18 protein-coding genes are annotated in these 14,063 nt (G+C 61.1%); 8 read left to right on the top strand and 10 right to left on the bottom strand.

Features of this window, described 5'->3' with window-relative positions; translation table 11 throughout:
• Positions 1 to 216: 216 nt before the first annotated feature.
• The gene (locus HX801_RS25895) at positions 217 to 1,233 is read right to left on the bottom strand and encodes a DUF4917 family protein (protein WP_087692628.1); all 1,017 of its coding nucleotides are present in this window, start codon (positions 1,231 to 1,233) and stop codon (positions 217 to 219) included.
• Between the two features lie 127 nt (positions 1,234 to 1,360).
• Here HX801_RS25895 and yiaY point away from each other — a divergent pair, with 127 nt between their 5' ends.
• Positions 1,361 to 2,509 carry an L-threonine dehydrogenase gene (gene yiaY, locus HX801_RS25890; protein ID WP_008437790.1) on the top strand — a complete coding sequence of 383 codons (1,149 nt, stop codon included), beginning with the start codon at positions 1,361 to 1,363 and terminating at the stop codon, positions 2,507 to 2,509.
• On the opposite strand, the gene HX801_RS25885 is transcribed toward yiaY, so the two are convergent.
• Positions 2,476 to 3,663, bottom strand: coding sequence for an MFS transporter (locus HX801_RS25885; RefSeq protein ID WP_177022974.1), 1,188 nt, complete (start codon positions 3,661 to 3,663; stop codon positions 2,476 to 2,478). The genes yiaY and HX801_RS25885 overlap by 34 nt on opposite strands.
• A gap of 115 nt (positions 3,664 to 3,778) precedes the next feature.
• Here HX801_RS25885 and HX801_RS25880 point away from each other — a divergent pair, with 115 nt between their 5' ends.
• From HX801_RS25880 to HX801_RS25860, 5 genes are all read left to right on the top strand, one after another.
• Complete coding sequence (locus HX801_RS25880) at positions 3,779 to 4,453, top strand: NAD(P)H-binding protein (RefSeq protein WP_102604145.1); 675 nt, start codon at positions 3,779 to 3,781, stop codon at positions 4,451 to 4,453.
• Positions 4,454 to 5,365, top strand: a complete 912-nt coding sequence (locus tag HX801_RS25875) for a LysR family transcriptional regulator (RefSeq protein ID WP_177022973.1) — start codon at positions 4,454 to 4,456, stop codon at positions 5,363 to 5,365.
• A 258-nt stretch (positions 5,366 to 5,623) separates the two neighbouring features.
• The gene (locus HX801_RS25870) at positions 5,624 to 6,817 is read left to right on the top strand and encodes a CaiB/BaiF CoA-transferase family protein (protein ID WP_177022972.1); all 1,194 of its coding nucleotides are present in this window, start codon (positions 5,624 to 5,626) and stop codon (positions 6,815 to 6,817) included.
• A complete protein-coding gene (locus HX801_RS25865) occupies positions 6,814 to 7,752 on the top strand; it encodes a hydroxymethylglutaryl-CoA lyase (protein WP_177022971.1) in 939 nt (312 codons plus the stop codon). Before HX801_RS25870 ends, HX801_RS25865 begins: the two co-directional genes overlap by 4 nt.
• A gap of 59 nt (positions 7,753 to 7,811) precedes the next feature.
• The gene (locus HX801_RS25860; RefSeq protein WP_177022970.1) at positions 7,812 to 9,143 is read left to right on the top strand and encodes an MFS transporter; all 1,332 of its coding nucleotides are present in this window, start codon (positions 7,812 to 7,814) and stop codon (positions 9,141 to 9,143) included.
• Here the strand turns inward: HX801_RS25860 and HX801_RS25855 are convergent, their stop codons facing one another.
• On the bottom strand, positions 9,144 to 9,632 hold the full coding sequence (locus tag HX801_RS25855; protein ID WP_177008904.1) for a DMT family transporter: 489 nt from the start codon (positions 9,630 to 9,632) through the stop codon (positions 9,144 to 9,146).
• 68 nt (positions 9,633 to 9,700) lie between these two features.
• Here HX801_RS25855 and HX801_RS25850 point away from each other — a divergent pair, with 68 nt between their 5' ends.
• Positions 9,701 to 10,618 carry a LysR family transcriptional regulator gene (locus tag HX801_RS25850; protein ID WP_177022969.1) on the top strand — a complete coding sequence of 306 codons (918 nt, stop codon included), beginning with the start codon at positions 9,701 to 9,703 and terminating at the stop codon, positions 10,616 to 10,618.
• A 6-nt stretch (positions 10,619 to 10,624) separates the two neighbouring features.
• On the opposite strand, the gene HX801_RS25845 is transcribed toward HX801_RS25850, so the two are convergent.
• Both HX801_RS25845 and HX801_RS25840 read right to left on the bottom strand, forming a co-directional pair.
• Positions 10,625 to 10,909 (bottom strand): type II toxin-antitoxin system RelE/ParE family toxin, encoded by a 285-nt coding sequence (locus HX801_RS25845; RefSeq protein ID WP_008437803.1) that lies wholly within the window; start codon positions 10,907 to 10,909, stop codon positions 10,625 to 10,627.
• Entirely contained in the window at positions 10,899 to 11,138 is a 240-nt protein-coding gene (locus HX801_RS25840; RefSeq protein ID WP_008437804.1) for a CopG family ribbon-helix-helix protein, read from the bottom strand. The genes HX801_RS25845 and HX801_RS25840 overlap by 11 nt, the downstream gene beginning before the upstream one ends.
• 209 nt (positions 11,139 to 11,347) lie before the next feature.
• Here HX801_RS25840 and HX801_RS25835 point away from each other — a divergent pair, with 209 nt between their 5' ends.
• The gene (locus tag HX801_RS25835; protein ID WP_177022968.1) at positions 11,348 to 11,875 is read left to right on the top strand and encodes a DUF4142 domain-containing protein; all 528 of its coding nucleotides are present in this window, start codon (positions 11,348 to 11,350) and stop codon (positions 11,873 to 11,875) included.
• A 55-nt stretch (positions 11,876 to 11,930) separates the two neighbouring features.
• On the opposite strand, the gene HX801_RS25830 is transcribed toward HX801_RS25835, so the two are convergent.
• The 5 genes from HX801_RS25830 to HX801_RS25810 all read right to left on the bottom strand — a co-directional run bounded on the left by HX801_RS25830 (position 11,931) and on the right by HX801_RS25810 (position 14,010).
• Positions 11,931 to 12,356 carry a low affinity iron permease family protein gene (locus tag HX801_RS25830; RefSeq protein ID WP_003212079.1) on the bottom strand — a complete coding sequence of 142 codons (426 nt, stop codon included), beginning with the start codon at positions 12,354 to 12,356 and terminating at the stop codon, positions 11,931 to 11,933.
• 110 nt (positions 12,357 to 12,466) lie between these two features.
• Positions 12,467 to 12,949, bottom strand: coding sequence for a methylated-DNA--[protein]-cysteine S-methyltransferase (locus HX801_RS25825; protein WP_003212078.1), 483 nt, complete (start codon positions 12,947 to 12,949; stop codon positions 12,467 to 12,469).
• 89 nt (positions 12,950 to 13,038) lie between these two features.
• Complete coding sequence (locus HX801_RS25820) at positions 13,039 to 13,371, bottom strand: hypothetical protein (RefSeq protein ID WP_003212076.1); 333 nt, start codon at positions 13,369 to 13,371, stop codon at positions 13,039 to 13,041.
• A 22-nt stretch (positions 13,372 to 13,393) separates the two neighbouring features.
• Positions 13,394 to 13,804: a type II toxin-antitoxin system HicB family antitoxin gene (locus HX801_RS25815; RefSeq protein WP_003212074.1), complete on the bottom strand. Its 411-nt coding sequence runs from the start codon at positions 13,802 to 13,804 to the stop codon at positions 13,394 to 13,396.
• Positions 13,805 to 13,827: 23 nt separating this feature from the next.
• A complete protein-coding gene (locus tag HX801_RS25810) occupies positions 13,828 to 14,010 on the bottom strand; it encodes a type II toxin-antitoxin system HicA family toxin (protein WP_003189411.1) in 183 nt (60 codons plus the stop codon).
• Positions 14,011 to 14,063 lie beyond the last annotated feature (53 nt).

The raw sequence follows: 14,063 nt of genomic DNA, 5'->3' as shown, positions 1-14,063 counted from the left end.
GATGGCCCGTCGCGGCGGCCCGCGGAGCCGTGCCGGAGTGCGGGCATGCCGAGCCTAAGCGAGGCACCGAGTGGTGGGGCAAAGCGTTTTTTGGTTACTTTTTTAGGCGTTTGTAAAAAAGTGACTCGCTGTAAGAGCGGAACCATAAGTGGCCGTTACCGCAGCAACGGATATGTACACCCCACCCCACCCCACCCCACCTCACCCCAACTACCATCACCGCTCCACGGGCACCGAAAGCCCCGAATTCCCAAGCGCATGACTACGCGCATCAAAAAACCGCAACTCCACCTCCATCCCCTCAAACAACTCCGCAAAACGCCGCTTCTGCTGCTGGATAAACCCTGCACTGCGGCCAAACACCGAAATCGCCAACGTGCTGATCTTCGCCTGTCGAATCGCCTGCACCAGATGCACATCCTGCGCGCCGAGGTGATGCCCAAAGATGCATAGCCCACCTTCATGGCCCAACAACTGCTCATAACAGAACGACAAATAGTCAGAACTGCGAATGGTCTTCAGCTTCTCCTCAACCTTGCCCTCGCTGACAAACAACGGCACATCATCCAGCGTCTTGATCGTGTTGTTGATCGCAAAACTGCTGAGCAACGTGCTGTCAGTGGTCGGCAATTTACGCGCCGTACCATCAAGGTTACGCACCAGGTGCAGGCCACCATGCAGATACAAAATGCGCGTGGTGTCGCAGGCAGTATTGCGCAGGTCAAAGCTCGCATCGGCACTGCGAAACAGATCATCGATGCCCGGCGCCTGCAGGATCGCCCAGTAGTTGAGCAAGTCGTAATTGCTGGTGAACACCGTCGGGTAACTCGCCAGCTCCTGATGGAGGGTCGCCAGTGTCGACGGCTTCACCAGGCGCCACGGAATATGCACGCTGTGGATCGTATTGATCAGCGCTTCCTTGATCGCGTAATAGCGATTACGCGGCGCGGCCGAGCTGACCGCCAGGGCCTTGTTGACCCGGCTGGTGGTTTTCAGTGCACCCAGCACCTGCTCGAAGCTGCGGGTCTGCATCGCGTCAAACACGCTGAGTTCGGACTGGCTCAGGGGTTTTTCTTCCACGGTGCGGGCGTTTTCGAACAGTGAGTCGTAGGCAAAATCTTCCCACACTGCGCGGCTGGCGCCGTTGCCGATCAGGATCCCGCTGATGGCGGTACTGCTGCGCAAGGCGTTCCAGTCTTCTAGGTGGGCATCAAAATCCTGGGAATCCTTCATTGCGGCGGGTCTACTCGAAATCGGCTGGGCGGTGACTTTATCACGAGCGGGCGTTGATCCTGGTCAAGATGCCGCAGGCAATCGAGGTCGATGCTGTAGGCATAACGACTTTAAAGGATTAGCCACCATGAGCAGCACCTTCTTCATTCCCGCCGTCAACATCATGGGCCTCGACTGCCTCGACGAAGCCATGACCGCGATTCGCAACTACGGTTTTCGCAAGGCGCTGATCGTCACTGACGCCGGGATGGCCAAGGCAGGTGTGGCCAGCATGATCGCCGAGAAGCTTGCGATGCAAGACATCGACTCGGTGATCTATGACGGCGCCAAGCCCAACCCGAACGTCGAGAACGTCGAAAAAGGCCTGGCGCTGCTGCAACAGAGTGCCTGTGATTTCGTGGTGTCACTGGGCGGTGGCTCACCCCATGACTGTGCCAAGGGCATTGCCCTGTGTGCGACCAACGGCGGGCACATCGGCGACTACGAAGGCGTCGATCAGTCGGCCAAGCCGCAACTGCCGCTGGTGGCCATCAACACCACCGCCGGCACGGCCAGCGAAATGACCCGCTTCTGCATCATCACCGACGAAACCCGCCACGTGAAAATGGCCATCGTCGACCGTAACGTCACGCCGCTGCTGTCGGTCAACGACCCGGCGCTGATGGTCGGCATGCCCAAGGGCCTGACAGCCGCCACCGGCATGGACGCGCTCACCCACGCAATCGAAGCCTACGTGTCCACCGCCGCCAACCCGATCACCGATGCCTGCGCGATCAAGGCCATCGAGCTGATCAGCGCCAACCTGCGGATTGCGGTGCGCGACGGTAAAGACCTGGCCGCCCGGGAGAACATGGCCTACGCGCAGTTCCTTGCCGGCATGGCCTTCAACAACGCGTCCCTGGGGTTCGTGCACGCCATGGCGCACCAGTTGGGCGGGCTGTATGACTTGCCTCACGGCGTGTGCAATGCGGTGCTGTTGCCCCATGTGCAAAGCTTCAACGCCAGCGTCAGCGCCGAGCGCCTGAGCCATGTGGCACGGGCCCTTGGCGCAGATATCAAGGGTACGTCGGTGGAAGAGGGCGCCCAGGCGGCCATCGCGGCGATTCGCAGCCTGTCCCAGGATGTGGAAATTCCTGCCGGGTTGCGGGAGCTGGGCGCCAAGTTGCAGGACATCCCGCTGCTGGCGTCCAACGCCCTGAAGGACGCCTGCGGCCTGACCAACCCACGGCGGGCGGATCAGCGTCAGATTGAAGAGATCTTCCGCAGCGCGTTCTGATCAGTCCTGGCCATGGCGACGCACAGCAGTGCGCCGCCCGCCAGCGTCACGCATAACACCGCCAACGGCCAGGCCTGCTGACTCGCCAGCAGGCTGGCCACGCCACCGATCGCCGCAGCCATCAACTGATGCATAAAGCCGCTCAAGGCCATGGCGTAGGAGCCGCTCACCGGTGATTCATCATTGGCCAGCGACAGGCTGATGGGATAACTCATCGATTGGCCGAACACCGCCAGGCAATACGGCAGCCACAGCAGGATCGCCAGCCCATTGGCAAACAGGCTGCCCAGCAACATCGTCGCGCTGCCGCACATCACCAACGCCACGCCCCAACTCATCATCGACAGGCGCCCGGTGCGGGCGACGAGGCGATTGACCATCAACGCCCCCGCCAGATACGCCCCGCTGATTGGCCAGCCGAGCCAGCCATATTGCGCCGCGCTCCACTCGAAATGCCCCTGCAAAATCAACGGTGCGCAGGTGTTGAACGCGATGATCACCCCGTAACCCAAACCGCCCGCCAACGCAGGCCGCAGGAACGCCGGATGGCGCAGGATCGTGCCGTAGATGCGCCAGGCCGAGACGTGTCCAGAGGCTTTTTCCAATCTTGGAAACACCACCCGTTGCAGCGCAATCATCAAGCCGACAGCCGCGACCGCCAGCCCATAAAAGATCGCCTCCCAACCAAACGCCACTTGCAACAGCGAGCCCACAAACTGCCCGATGCCCAGGGCGATCACGAACGTCATGCCCAGCCACGACAAACCTTTGGCCAACAGGGCACCGCTGAAGCTGTCACGAACCAGCACCCGCGCCATCACCGACACACCGCCCGCACCGAGGCCTTGAACAAGGCGCAGGCCGAGGAACGATTCGAGGCTGTAGGCGGACGGAATCGCCGCACTGGCCAGCGCATACAACGCCAACGCTGCCAGCAACACCGGCTTTCTACCCAGGCGCTCACCGAGGCTGCCCCAGAGCAGCATCGGCAACGCCATGCCGATCAAATACACCGCCAGGGCCAGTGCCACCTGGTCCTCTGCAGCGGTCAATGACAAGGCAATCGCCGGCACGGCGGGCAGATAACTGCTGATGCCAACCTGGGACAAAAAGGCCGCGCTGCAGGCAATGGTGAGGGTCGTGGTGCTTTTCAAGGGGCAAAAGATCCTGTTGAGCAGTAAGCTGCAAGCCGCAAGCTACAAGTTGCCAGTGGGTTTGTCTCTACCTTGCAGCATGAAGCTAACCGCTTGTCGCTTAGGAACCAACCTTATGAGAGTTCTATTATTCGGCGCCACCGGCATGGTCGGCCAAGGCGTGTTGCGCGAGTGCCTGCTGGCCAGTGACGTGCAGGAAGTTGTCGCCGTCGGCCGTACCGCGCTGACCCAGGAACACGGCAAGCTGCACCAGGTGCTGCATGCCGACATGTTCGATTTCCAGCCCCTGGAGCATCTGCTGCAAGGTTTCGATGCCTGCTTCTTTTGCCTGGGCGTTTCTTCGGTGGGCATGGATGAAGCCAAGTACACCCATTTGAGCTACGACTTGACGCTGGTGGCCGCCAGCACCCTGGCGCGGCTCAACCCGCAGATGACCTTTATCTACGTGTCCGGCGCCGGTACCGACAGCAGCGAAACCGGCAAAACCATGTGGGCACGGATCAAGGGCAAGACCGAGAATGCGTTGCTGCGCCTGCCGTTCAAGGCGGTGTACCTGTTCCGTCCCGGGGTGATCCAGCCGTTGCACGGCGTGCGCTCGAAAACCCCGCTCTACCAGTCCATCTACACCGTGGTCGGCCCGTTGTTGTCGCTGCTGCGCCATGTGCGACCGGCCTGGGTGGTGAGCACGGAAACCGTTGGCCGCGCAATGCTCTCGGCCGTCCGGCACGGTGCACCTCTGCCGGTGGTGGAGCAGGCCGATATCAATCGCCTGGCCACCGAGCGCGCCTAGATGCTGCACAAAAGCCTGGTTCGCCGCCTTGACCTGATCACCCTGCAATTGTTTGTGGCAGTGCATGAGGAAGGCACGCTGACCCGCGCCGCCGCCCGTGAAGCTATCGCGGTCTCGGCGGCCAGCAAGCGCTTGATGGAGCTGGAACAGGTGCTGGGCGTCAGCCTGTTTGTGCGCCAGGCCAAGGGCATGCAGCTCACGGCCGCCGGCGAGACCTTGCTGCACCATGCACGGCAGATGCTGTTCAATGTCGAGAAGATGGGCCTGGAGCTGGGCGAACACAGTCACGGCGTGCGCGGTTATGTGCGGATGCTGGCGAACCTCTCGGCAATCATTCAGTTCCTGCCCGAAGACTTGCGCGACTTTTCCGCGCTGCATCCACAGGTGAAGGCAGACCTGGAAGAGCGGCCCAGCAATGGCGTGGTCCAGGGTGTGATTGACGGCGTTGCGGACCTGGGCATCTGTTCCAGCGACACCGATACCAAAGGCCTGCCCGGCGTGACCTATCGCCGGGACAAGCTGGTGGTGCTGATGCCGGCGGATTACCCGTTGGCGTCGCGCAAGACCCTGACGTTCGCCGAGACGCTGGACAGCGACTACGTGGGGCTGCATTCCGCCAGTTCGATAAACATGCGCACCCATGCGGCGGCGCGGGAGGCGGGCAAGATGCTGCGCTTGCGGATCCATGTGCCGGGCTTCGATGCCATGTGCCGGATGGTCCAGGCCAACATGGGCATCGGCATCCTGCCGCAAAAAGCCTATGAACTGTTTGGCCGGGCGTTGGGCTTGCACGCGGTGCCGCTGACGGATGCCTGGTCGGACCGCAGCCTGATCCTGGTGGTGCGTGACGAGGCGCAGCTGTCGCCGGTGAGCCGGTTGTTGTTCGATTACCTGCGGCGGGAGCAGGCGTAAGCAAACCCTGTGGCGAGGGCCCTTGCTGTGGCGAGGGAGCTTGCTGTGGCGAGGGAGCTTGCTCCCGCTGGGCTGCGTAGCAGCCCCAAAAAAGCCGGGAGCGCTACGCACTCCAGCGGGAGCAAGCTCCCTCGCCACAACCAGTCCTTACTCAAGCGTTCGCATTTGGCGAACGCTCGTTGCCAACTGACGGTTGGATTTCTACTGCCTGCGTCCTCTAGCCTTGGCCCCACATTCCAAGAACAAGAGGTACACCCCATGACGGCTCCCCTGAGCGGTATCAAGGTGATCGAGATCGGCACCCTGATTGCCGCGCCCTTCGCCGCCCGGCTGATGGCCGAGTTTGGCGCCGAGGTGATCAAGATCGAAGCCATGGGGCAGGGCGATCCGCTTCGCAAATGGCGAAAGCTGCACGAAGGCACGTCGCTGTGGTGGTACCTGCAATCGCGCAACAAGAAGTCCCTGGCCCTGGACCTCAAGTCGGCAGAAGGCCTGGACCTGGTCAAGCAATTGCTGGGCGATGCCGACGTGCTGATCGAAAACCTGCGCCCCGGCGGCCTGGAAAAACTCGGCCTGGGCTGGGACGTGCTGCACGCCCTCAACCCCAAGCTGACCCTGGTGCGCATCTCCGGCTACGGCCAGACCGGCCCTTACCGCGACCGCCCGGGCTTCGGTGCCATCGGCGAGGCCATGGGCGGGATTCGCTACACCACCGGCAACCCGGATTCACCACCGGCGCGGGTCGGCGTGAGCCTCGGTGATTCCCTGGCGTCGCTGCACGGTGTGATCGGCGCGCTGATGTCGCTGCTGCGGGTCAAGACCGGCCAGGGCGACGGCCAGATTGTCGACGTGTCCCTGGCCGAAAGCGTGTTCAACCTGATGGAAAGCCTGGTGCCGGAATACGACATGCTCGGCCATGTGCGCGAACGCAGCGGCGGCGCCTTGCCCGGCATCGCACCGTCCAACACCTACCTGACCGCCGATGGCGCCTATGTGGTGATCGCCGGCAACAGCGACCCGATCTACAAGCGCCTGATGCTCGCCATCGGCCGCGCCGACCTGGCCGAAGCGCCGGAGTTTGCCCACAACGATGGCCGCGCCGCGAAAAGCGGCCTGCTGGACGCCGCCATCACCCACTGGACCAGCAGCCTGCCCATCGACGAGGTGCTCAGTGCCCTGGAAGCCGCCGAAGTACCGGCGGGGCGCATCTATTCAGTGGCTGATATCGTCGCCGATCCGCACTACCAGGCCCGCGACATGCTGCTCAGCGCCGACCTGCCCGGCGGCCTCACGGTGAAGATGCCCGGCATCGTGCCCAAACTGTCGGAAACCCCCGGCGCCGTGAACTGGCAGGGCCCAAGCCTGGGCCAGCACACCGATTCGATCCTCGGCGACCTGGGCTTGAGCGGGGCCGATATTCATCGCCTGAAAACCTCGGGAGTGGTGCAATGAAAAGCTATTCCGATGCCTTGATCGTGCAGGAAGTCTCGCCTCGGGACGGCCTGCAAATCGAGCCGACCTGGGTCGAGACGGTCGACAAGATCGCGTTGATAGACCAACTGTCCATGGCCGGGTTTTCCCGGATCGAAGCCGGCTCGTTCGTGTCGCCCAAGGCCATTCCCGCGTTGCGCGATGGTGAGCAGGTGTTCCAGGGCATCACCCGTCATCCCGGGGTTATCTACGTGGCGTTGATCCCCAACCTCAAGGGCGCCCAGCGTGCTATCGAGTCCCGGGCCGATGAGTTGAACCTGGTGATGTCCGCCAGCCAGACCCACAACCTGGCGAATATGCGCATGCGTTGCGAGGCTTCGTTGGCGGCGTTCGGCGATATCGTGAGCTTTGCTGCCGAGCACCCGGTGCGCCTCAACGGCAGCATCGCGACCACCTTCGGCTGCCCGTTCGAGGGCAAGATCGATGAGGACCGCGTGCTGCAATTGGTCGACGCCTACCGCGGGCTGGGCATCCAGGGCATCAGCCTGGCCGACACCACCGGCATGGCCAATCCGCGTCAGGTCGAGCGCCTGGTCAAGCGTGTGCTCGAATGTGTTCCGGCGAGCGACCTGACCCTGCATTTCCACAACACTCGCGGCCTGGGTTTGTGCAATGTGCTGGCCGCCTACGAGGCCGGTGCGCGACGGTTTGATGCGGCATTGGGCGGCCTCGGCGGTTGCCCGTTTGCGCCCGGCGCGTCGGGCAATATCTGCACTGAAGACCTGGTCAACCTGTGTGATGAAGTCGGGATCCACACCGGCATCGACCTGCCGCACCTGCTGAAAATGTCGCGGCAATTGCCAGCCTTGCTGGGCCACGAATTGCCGGGCCAGGTGGCCAAGGCCGGGCGCAATTGCGACCTGCATCCGCCACCGGCCTACATCGCCACCTTGTAAGCCGTAACCAGACAACAAAAACAATCGGACGCCTGCGAGCAGTCCGCTGGAGAGAATCGATGAGCCTTAATACGTTGGAGGCCGGCGTGCGCCCGGCCGCTGAACACGATGCCGAAAAAGCCTTGGTCAGCAAGGTCGCCTGGCGCCTGATGCCGCTGATCATGGTCTGCTACCTGTTCGCGTTTTTTGACCGCATCAACATCAGCTTCGCCAAGTTCCAGCTACAGGCCGACCTGAGCCTGAGTGACACCGCCTATGGTCTCGGCGCCGGGCTGTTTGTGGTGGGCTATGTGATCTTTGAAGTGCCGAGCAACATGATGCTGTACAAGGTCGGCGCCCGCCGCTGGATCGCTCGCATCATGATGTCGTGGGGGCTGGCGACGGCCGCTATGGTGTTCGTCACGGCCGAATGGCAGTTCTACGTGCTGCGTTTCATCATCGGTGCGATGGAGGCGGGGTTTGCTCCGGGGGTGCTGTATTACCTGACGTTGTGGTTCCCGCAGCACTACCGTGGGCGCATCACCTCGATGCTGTTCCTGGCGTCGGCGTTTGCCGGGCTGGTGGGCGCGCCGTTCTCCGGGCTGGTGCTGGAACACCTCGATGGCGTGCTGCAAATGCGCGGCTGGCATTGGTTGTTCTTGCTCGGTGGCTTGCCCTGTGTGGGCCTGGGGTTCCTGGTGCTCAAGCTGCTCAAGGACCGTATCGAGGACGCCCACTGGCTGACCTCGGCGGAGAAGACGTTGCTGGCCAGCCGCATTGCCGTGCATGAACCCCACAAGAGCGGTGGCTCGTTGCTGGCTGCATTGCGTATCCCAGGCTTCCTGATGCTGGGTTTTATCTACTTCCTGATCCAGGTGGCGTCCTACGGCCTGAACTTCTGGGCGCCGCAACTGATCCGCAGCGCCGGCACCCAGAGCCCGGTGATGATCGGCTTGCTGACGGCGATTCCCTACGTCTGCGGCGCCATCAGCATGGTGGTGATCGGACGCTTGTCCGACGCCACCGGCGAACGTCGCAAGTTCGTCAGCGGCCTGGTGGCGCTGGGGGCGGTGGGGTTCTTCTGTGCCGGGATCTTTGCCGATCACACCACGTTCCTGATCGTCGCCCTGAGCTTGCTGGGCGCCGGGATCATCGCTTCGATCCCGACGTTCTGGACGCTGCCGCCGAAGTTGTTGGCCGGTGCCGGCGCGGGCGCTGCTGGCGGGATCGCGGTGATCAACACGTTGGGCCAGTTCGGCGGCATCGTCAGCCCGGTGATGGTCGGCCGGATCAAGGACCTCACTGGCAGCACCACGCCGGCGCTGTATGTCATCGGCGTGTGTGCGTTGCTGGCGGCGGCGCTGTTGCTGTGGGGCTTGCCGCAGAAGCTGCGCACCCTCGACAAGCGCTGATCAGCCGGCGGTCACCAGCGAGCGGGTGGGTGCGGCACTGAATTGAATCAGGGCCACACCGCCAATCAACATCAGCGCCCCGATCAACCGGGGCGCGGTCAATTGGCGCTCCACCAGCCCGAACAAGCCAAAGTGGTCCAGCATCAACGAGGCGACGATTTGCCCGGCCATCGCCAGGGCGATAAACCCCGAGGCGCCGAGCTTGGGCATCAGGATCAACGCCAGCGAAATGAAGCACACGCCGAACGCGCCGCCGCTCCACATCCACAGCGGCGCCTTGGTGATAAAACCCAGGTTGGGCAGCGGCAGGCGCAGGGCCAGGATCACCGGCAGCAGCACGACGATGCTCACCAGCAGCGAGGCGAGGGTGGCCCACAGCGGATGCCCCAGGCCGCGTCCCAGGTTGGCGTTGATCGCGCTTTGAAACGGCACCACTGCCCCGGCGAACGCGGCCAACAGCAACAAACCTACCCAATGCAACGTCGTCATGATCAATCTCCCAGAGGTTTTGCTGGACTCTAGGCTATTCGTCGCGCAAATTTAAATTCCAAGTTCTTATGCAGAACATGCAGCTGATGAATGATCTACGACGCATCGACCTTAACCTGCTGGTGATCCTTGATGCCTTGCTCAGCGAGCAACACGTGACCCGTGCCGCCGAGCGCCTGCACCTGAGCCAGCCGGCGGTGAGCCACGCGCTGGCGCGGTTGCGGGATTTGCTCGGAGACGCGTTGCTGGTGCGCCAGGGCAGCTCGCTGGTGCCCACTGCTCGTGCTCTGGAACTGGCCATGCCGCTGGCGGAAGCGCTGGCCCAGGTACAGGCGCTGCTGGAGCCCAATCGTTTTGATCCGGCGTCGGCCAAGCGCACCTTCCGGGTCGCCATGTCGGACTACAGTGCGGCGATTTTCTTGCCGGGACTGGTGCGCACCTTGCGCCGGGAAGCGCCGGGGATTGATTTGCAGATTATCCAGGCCAGTCGCGAAGGCATGCTTGACGGTGTGCTCAATGGCGATATCGACCTGGCGGCCGGGGTGTTTCCCGACATGCCTGCCGAGCTGCGCAGCACGCCGCTGTTTGAAGAGCATTACGTGTGCCTGGTGGACCGCGACAGCCTGCCTGAAAACGGCGTGCTTGATCTGCCCACCTACCTGGCGCGGCCCCACGTGTTACTGGAAATGCGTGGCAGCGGAACACCGGAAATCGAACGGGCGCTGACGGCGATTCGCGAGCGCCGACACGTGGCTATCAGCTTGCCTCATTGGGGTGTTGCGCCGCAGTTGATCCAGGGCACGGACCTGATTCTTACCGTGTCGTCTCGCGGGCTGCTGAACATTGATCACGAACAGTTGTTGGCGGTGCCGCCGCCGTTTCACATTCCGTCGTTTGCGTTTGTGCTGGCGTGGCATTCGCGGCGGGGTGGGGACGCGGCGTTGCAGTGGTTGAATGGGCAGGTGCAGGTTGTGATACAGGGTTGATCGGCGTTACCAACTGTTCGGTGGTTGGCGCCGTGTGTGAAATATTCGAAGAACCTGTAACCGTCCCTCGCGAATACGATATGGCACGAGATAGGGCCAGCGTGGCATCACCCACTCACGTGTACCAGGAACGCGTCCTTCTCGACCCATCGCCGGAAACTCAGCAACATGCTCAAGCCCCGTCCGGATGGCCTGAACAAACTCATAAGCCGCTTTGGGGTTTTCCTGAGCGATGAAAGCTGCTTCATCATCAAGATTTTTGAGTGCTGCCTTCAGCCACTCAACGCGCATTGGCACGCCATTTGTTTGCCACTGCGTCTACTTCGGCGGCAGTTGCAAAGTCACCCGCATCGGCTTCTTTCAACGCCTTTTGAATTTCCTCGATTTGCCATGCTTCACGCGTCAGGTATTCGCGTAACGCATCGACGGCGAGGAACGATTTGCTGCGCCCGGTGGCCTTGGCAAGGCTGGCGAGTGTTTCGGAGATGTCTTCAGGTAGACGTAATGACATGACCGACATAAGTGCCTCGATGTAGTGATGTGTAATACAACATACTACATTGTCACCGTTGCATCGTTGTGTCCCGTTCGTCAGGACTGCTCCTCAGTAAGCCCTGACGACCGTTCGTCGCACTAACAAGTTTTTTCTAAACCTTTACCGCCCTGAAAATTCAGATTCAGAGCGGGGCTCGTTTCCCTGCACCTGTTTATTACCTGGAGGAACCCATCATGAGCCGCATGGCTATCCGGTTACGCACCGCCAGTTTCGCGATGCTGCTGGGCCTCGGCGCCAGCAATGCTTTCGCCCAGTCGCCTGCCGATTTCATCGAGCAGGCTTCGGCCAAGGGCATGGCCGATATCGAGACCAGCCGCATGGCACACGCCAAGACTTCGTCCCAGGAGATCAAGGACTACACCATCGAAGTCATCAATGAACGCACCCTGGCCAATCAGCACCTGGCGGCCATCGCCAAGAAGCTCGACTTGCCGGTGGCCCCACGGGACAAGATTGTCGACAAGGCCGAATCGCTGATGCCCGAGCTCAATGACGGCGACTCCTTTGACGCCGCCTACACCGCCCAGCAGATCAAGGCCAACGAAGACGCGATCGCCTTGTTCAAGCAGGAGGGCGCCGAGTCCGATATCCCGGAAATAAAGGCTTTGGTGGATGAGACCTTGCCCAAGTTGGAAGAGCGCCTGGAGAAAGCCCGGGCGCTGGCGTCGACGTACGGTAAGGGTCACCAGGGCGACGGTTGATTGCCTTGAGTACCCCATGAAAAACGGTGGCTGGAGTGATCCAGCCGCCGTTTTTTTATGCCTGGTTCAGGTCTGTCTTGGACCGACCATTGTCATCCGTTGTTTCGGTAACCAGCGTCGTCACAGTGATGGTTTCACTGTCGCCGATGGTCTTGTATTCCTTGCGCAGTTTCTCCAGTTCCTTGCGGTCCAGGCCGTCCAGGCTCAATACGGCGTTTTGTGCATCCTTGGTGGCGCGCAGCAACTCGTCAATCTTGATATGCAAAATGTCGTTGTCGCGGTTTTGCGTGTTCTGGATCAGGAACACCATCAGGAAGGTGATGATGGTGGTGGAGGTGTTGATGATCAGCTGCCACGTGTCGTTGTAGTGGAAATAAGGCCCGCTCAGACTCCACAGGAGGATCAATCCCACCGCCGCGTAGAACGTGCGGGCGCTGCCTGCCCAACGGGACAGGGATTGTGAGATGGCGGAGAATTTCATGACCGTTTTCCTATAAGGGTGGGTGATGAAAATACTGACCGCAGGCGCGCTCTGAAATTTCTTTTTACAATTGAGGATCTGAACAAAGTTGTACGTTTTCCTGCTGGGGGTCAGCCGTGATCCTCCAGCGCCAGCAGATACTGCTTGGCCTCAAGCCCGCCGGCGAACCCGGTCAAGCCACCCGACGCACCAATCACCCGATGGCACGGCGCAACAATCGAAATCGGATTGCGCCCGTTGGCGGCGCCGACGGCACGCACGGCCTTGGGGTTGCCTATCTGCGCAGCGATCTGGCTGTAGCTGCGGGTCTCTCCGAACGGGATGGTCAACAGCGCCTGCCAGACTTTCTTCTGGAAGTCGGTGCCGGCGAAGTCCAGTTCCAGCTCGAAACGGTTGCGGGCACCGGCGAAGTACTCCTTCAACTGTCGCTCGGTCTCCAGCAGTACCGGGCTGTTGCTGGCTTCTTGCAGGGCACCCAGGCGAACGCGATTGGGCCGCTCTTTTTCCCAGAGGATGGCGGTGAGTTTTCCGTCACGGGCCACGAGGGTCAGTTGGCCGACGGGGGAGGGCATGTATTTGTATTCGTAGGACATGGTCGGGCTCCTTGAGTGGGTATGGCTCTACTGTAGATGGGCCGACCCAGGGTGGAACTACGTTTCTTGCGGTCGAATTCGCGAACGACTTAGAAGTTCCAGTAAACCCAATCGGCGTAATACGGATACCAATAAAACCACGAGAACCAGTACAGCGCCTTGAGTACCGATGCCGTGCCAATGACAAAAAATGAAGCGATGTTGAGCAGCGTGATGATCACGGCAAATACGGTTACACGCCGACTGGCATGCAGTTGGGCAAACCGGGCGCCATAAACGGAGGCGGTGATGGACGCCAGCACCAACACGAGTCCCAGCGCAAAGGGCAGCCTGAGGAACGAGAGCAGCAGAGGAGCGATCAGCACCCAGCCCAGTACCTTGCGCAGTACGGGGCTGGGCGTGCGGTGTGAGGGAGGGAGCATTGCGCGGTTCCTTGAAGTGCTGTTACCGGTCTTGTTGCAATACCTTGAGGGCAGCAGACGCAAGAAAGCCCGAACGGCTTTTTTCTTCCGGATGATGCAGGACGTATTCGTCAATGCGGTTCAGCAGATAGCCGGGCAACGTGATATTGAGTTTCTGTGCCTTGCCCAGGTACTTGGTCACATCAATATCCACCACCGCCCACGTGCAGCCGGCATATTGCGGGTTGGCGGCATGGAGGGTGACTTTCTGTGCTGTAGGAATGGGCGCACCGTCTTCTGCGAGGATCTCGAAGTGGCCTTCGATCGCTTCGCGGGCCATGGCCATGGCGTCGTCCAGATCATCTCCAGCTGAGAAGCAACCGGGAATGTCCGGGACTTCCACACCCCAGGCATGGTCCTCGTCACCGGTTGAAATTGCGATTGGGTACAGCATGTTTGTTGTCCTCCACGAACGTGTTAGCTGAGCAGAGCTTGTTTCAAAATGCTCTTTGCGGTCTTGTCCAGCAGGTCCTTTTTAGGATGGGGAATCGTCACGAGCCCCGGCTTTGTCGGGTGCTTGAAATGATGATGGCTGCCTCTGATTCGCACCAGATACCAGCCATCCGCAACGATGTGACCTATCAAATATCGGCTGTCCACAGCACCTCCTTGTGGTGTGTGTTGGTGGAGACTATAACTACTGAAAATAAATT

It is taken from the genome of Pseudomonas sp. G1002 (assembly GCF_013385455.1).
GTDB lineage: Bacteria > Pseudomonadota > Gammaproteobacteria > Pseudomonadales > Pseudomonadaceae > Aquipseudomonas.
Note: the sequence above shows the minus strand (reverse complement) of the source record. Positions and strands in the feature narration are given on the sequence as shown.

What these genes read in the sequence shown, in the direction of transcription:
- HX801_RS25845 (WP_008437803.1), bottom strand. Translation starts at nt 10,909, where the DNA reads ATGCGCGTTGAGTGGCTGAAGGCAGCACTCAAAAATCTTGATGATGAA.
- HX801_RS25820 (WP_003212076.1), bottom strand. Translation starts at nt 13,371, where the DNA reads ATGCTCCCTCCCTCACACCGCACGCCCAGCCCCGTACTGCGCAAGGTA.
- HX801_RS25830 (WP_003212079.1), bottom strand. Translation starts at nt 12,356, where the DNA reads ATGAAATTCTCCGCCATCTCACAATCCCTGTCCCGTTGGGCAGGCAGC.
- HX801_RS25875 (WP_177022973.1), top strand. Translation starts at nt 4,454, where the DNA reads ATGCTGCACAAAAGCCTGGTTCGCCGCCTTGACCTGATCACCCTGCAA.
- HX801_RS25895 (WP_087692628.1), bottom strand. Translation starts at nt 1,233, where the DNA reads ATGAAGGATTCCCAGGATTTTGATGCCCACCTAGAAGACTGGAACGCC.
- yiaY (WP_008437790.1), top strand. Translation starts at nt 1,361, where the DNA reads ATGAGCAGCACCTTCTTCATTCCCGCCGTCAACATCATGGGCCTCGAC.
- HX801_RS25835 (WP_177022968.1), top strand. Translation starts at nt 11,348, where the DNA reads ATGAGCCGCATGGCTATCCGGTTACGCACCGCCAGTTTCGCGATGCTG.
- HX801_RS25865 (WP_177022971.1), top strand. Translation starts at nt 6,814, where the DNA reads ATGAAAAGCTATTCCGATGCCTTGATCGTGCAGGAAGTCTCGCCTCGG.
- HX801_RS25880 (WP_102604145.1), top strand. Translation starts at nt 3,779, where the DNA reads ATGAGAGTTCTATTATTCGGCGCCACCGGCATGGTCGGCCAAGGCGTG.
- HX801_RS25825 (WP_003212078.1), bottom strand. Translation starts at nt 12,949, where the DNA reads ATGTCCTACGAATACAAATACATGCCCTCCCCCGTCGGCCAACTGACC.
- HX801_RS25855 (WP_177008904.1), bottom strand. Translation starts at nt 9,632, where the DNA reads ATGACGACGTTGCATTGGGTAGGTTTGTTGCTGTTGGCCGCGTTCGCC.
- HX801_RS25850 (WP_177022969.1), top strand. Translation starts at nt 9,701, where the DNA reads ATGCAGAACATGCAGCTGATGAATGATCTACGACGCATCGACCTTAAC.
- HX801_RS25840 (WP_008437804.1), bottom strand. Translation starts at nt 11,138, where the DNA reads ATGTCGGTCATGTCATTACGTCTACCTGAAGACATCTCCGAAACACTC.
- HX801_RS25870 (WP_177022972.1), top strand. Translation starts at nt 5,624, where the DNA reads ATGACGGCTCCCCTGAGCGGTATCAAGGTGATCGAGATCGGCACCCTG.
- HX801_RS25860 (WP_177022970.1), top strand. Translation starts at nt 7,812, where the DNA reads ATGAGCCTTAATACGTTGGAGGCCGGCGTGCGCCCGGCCGCTGAACAC.
- HX801_RS25815 (WP_003212074.1), bottom strand. Translation starts at nt 13,804, where the DNA reads ATGCTGTACCCAATCGCAATTTCAACCGGTGACGAGGACCATGCCTGG.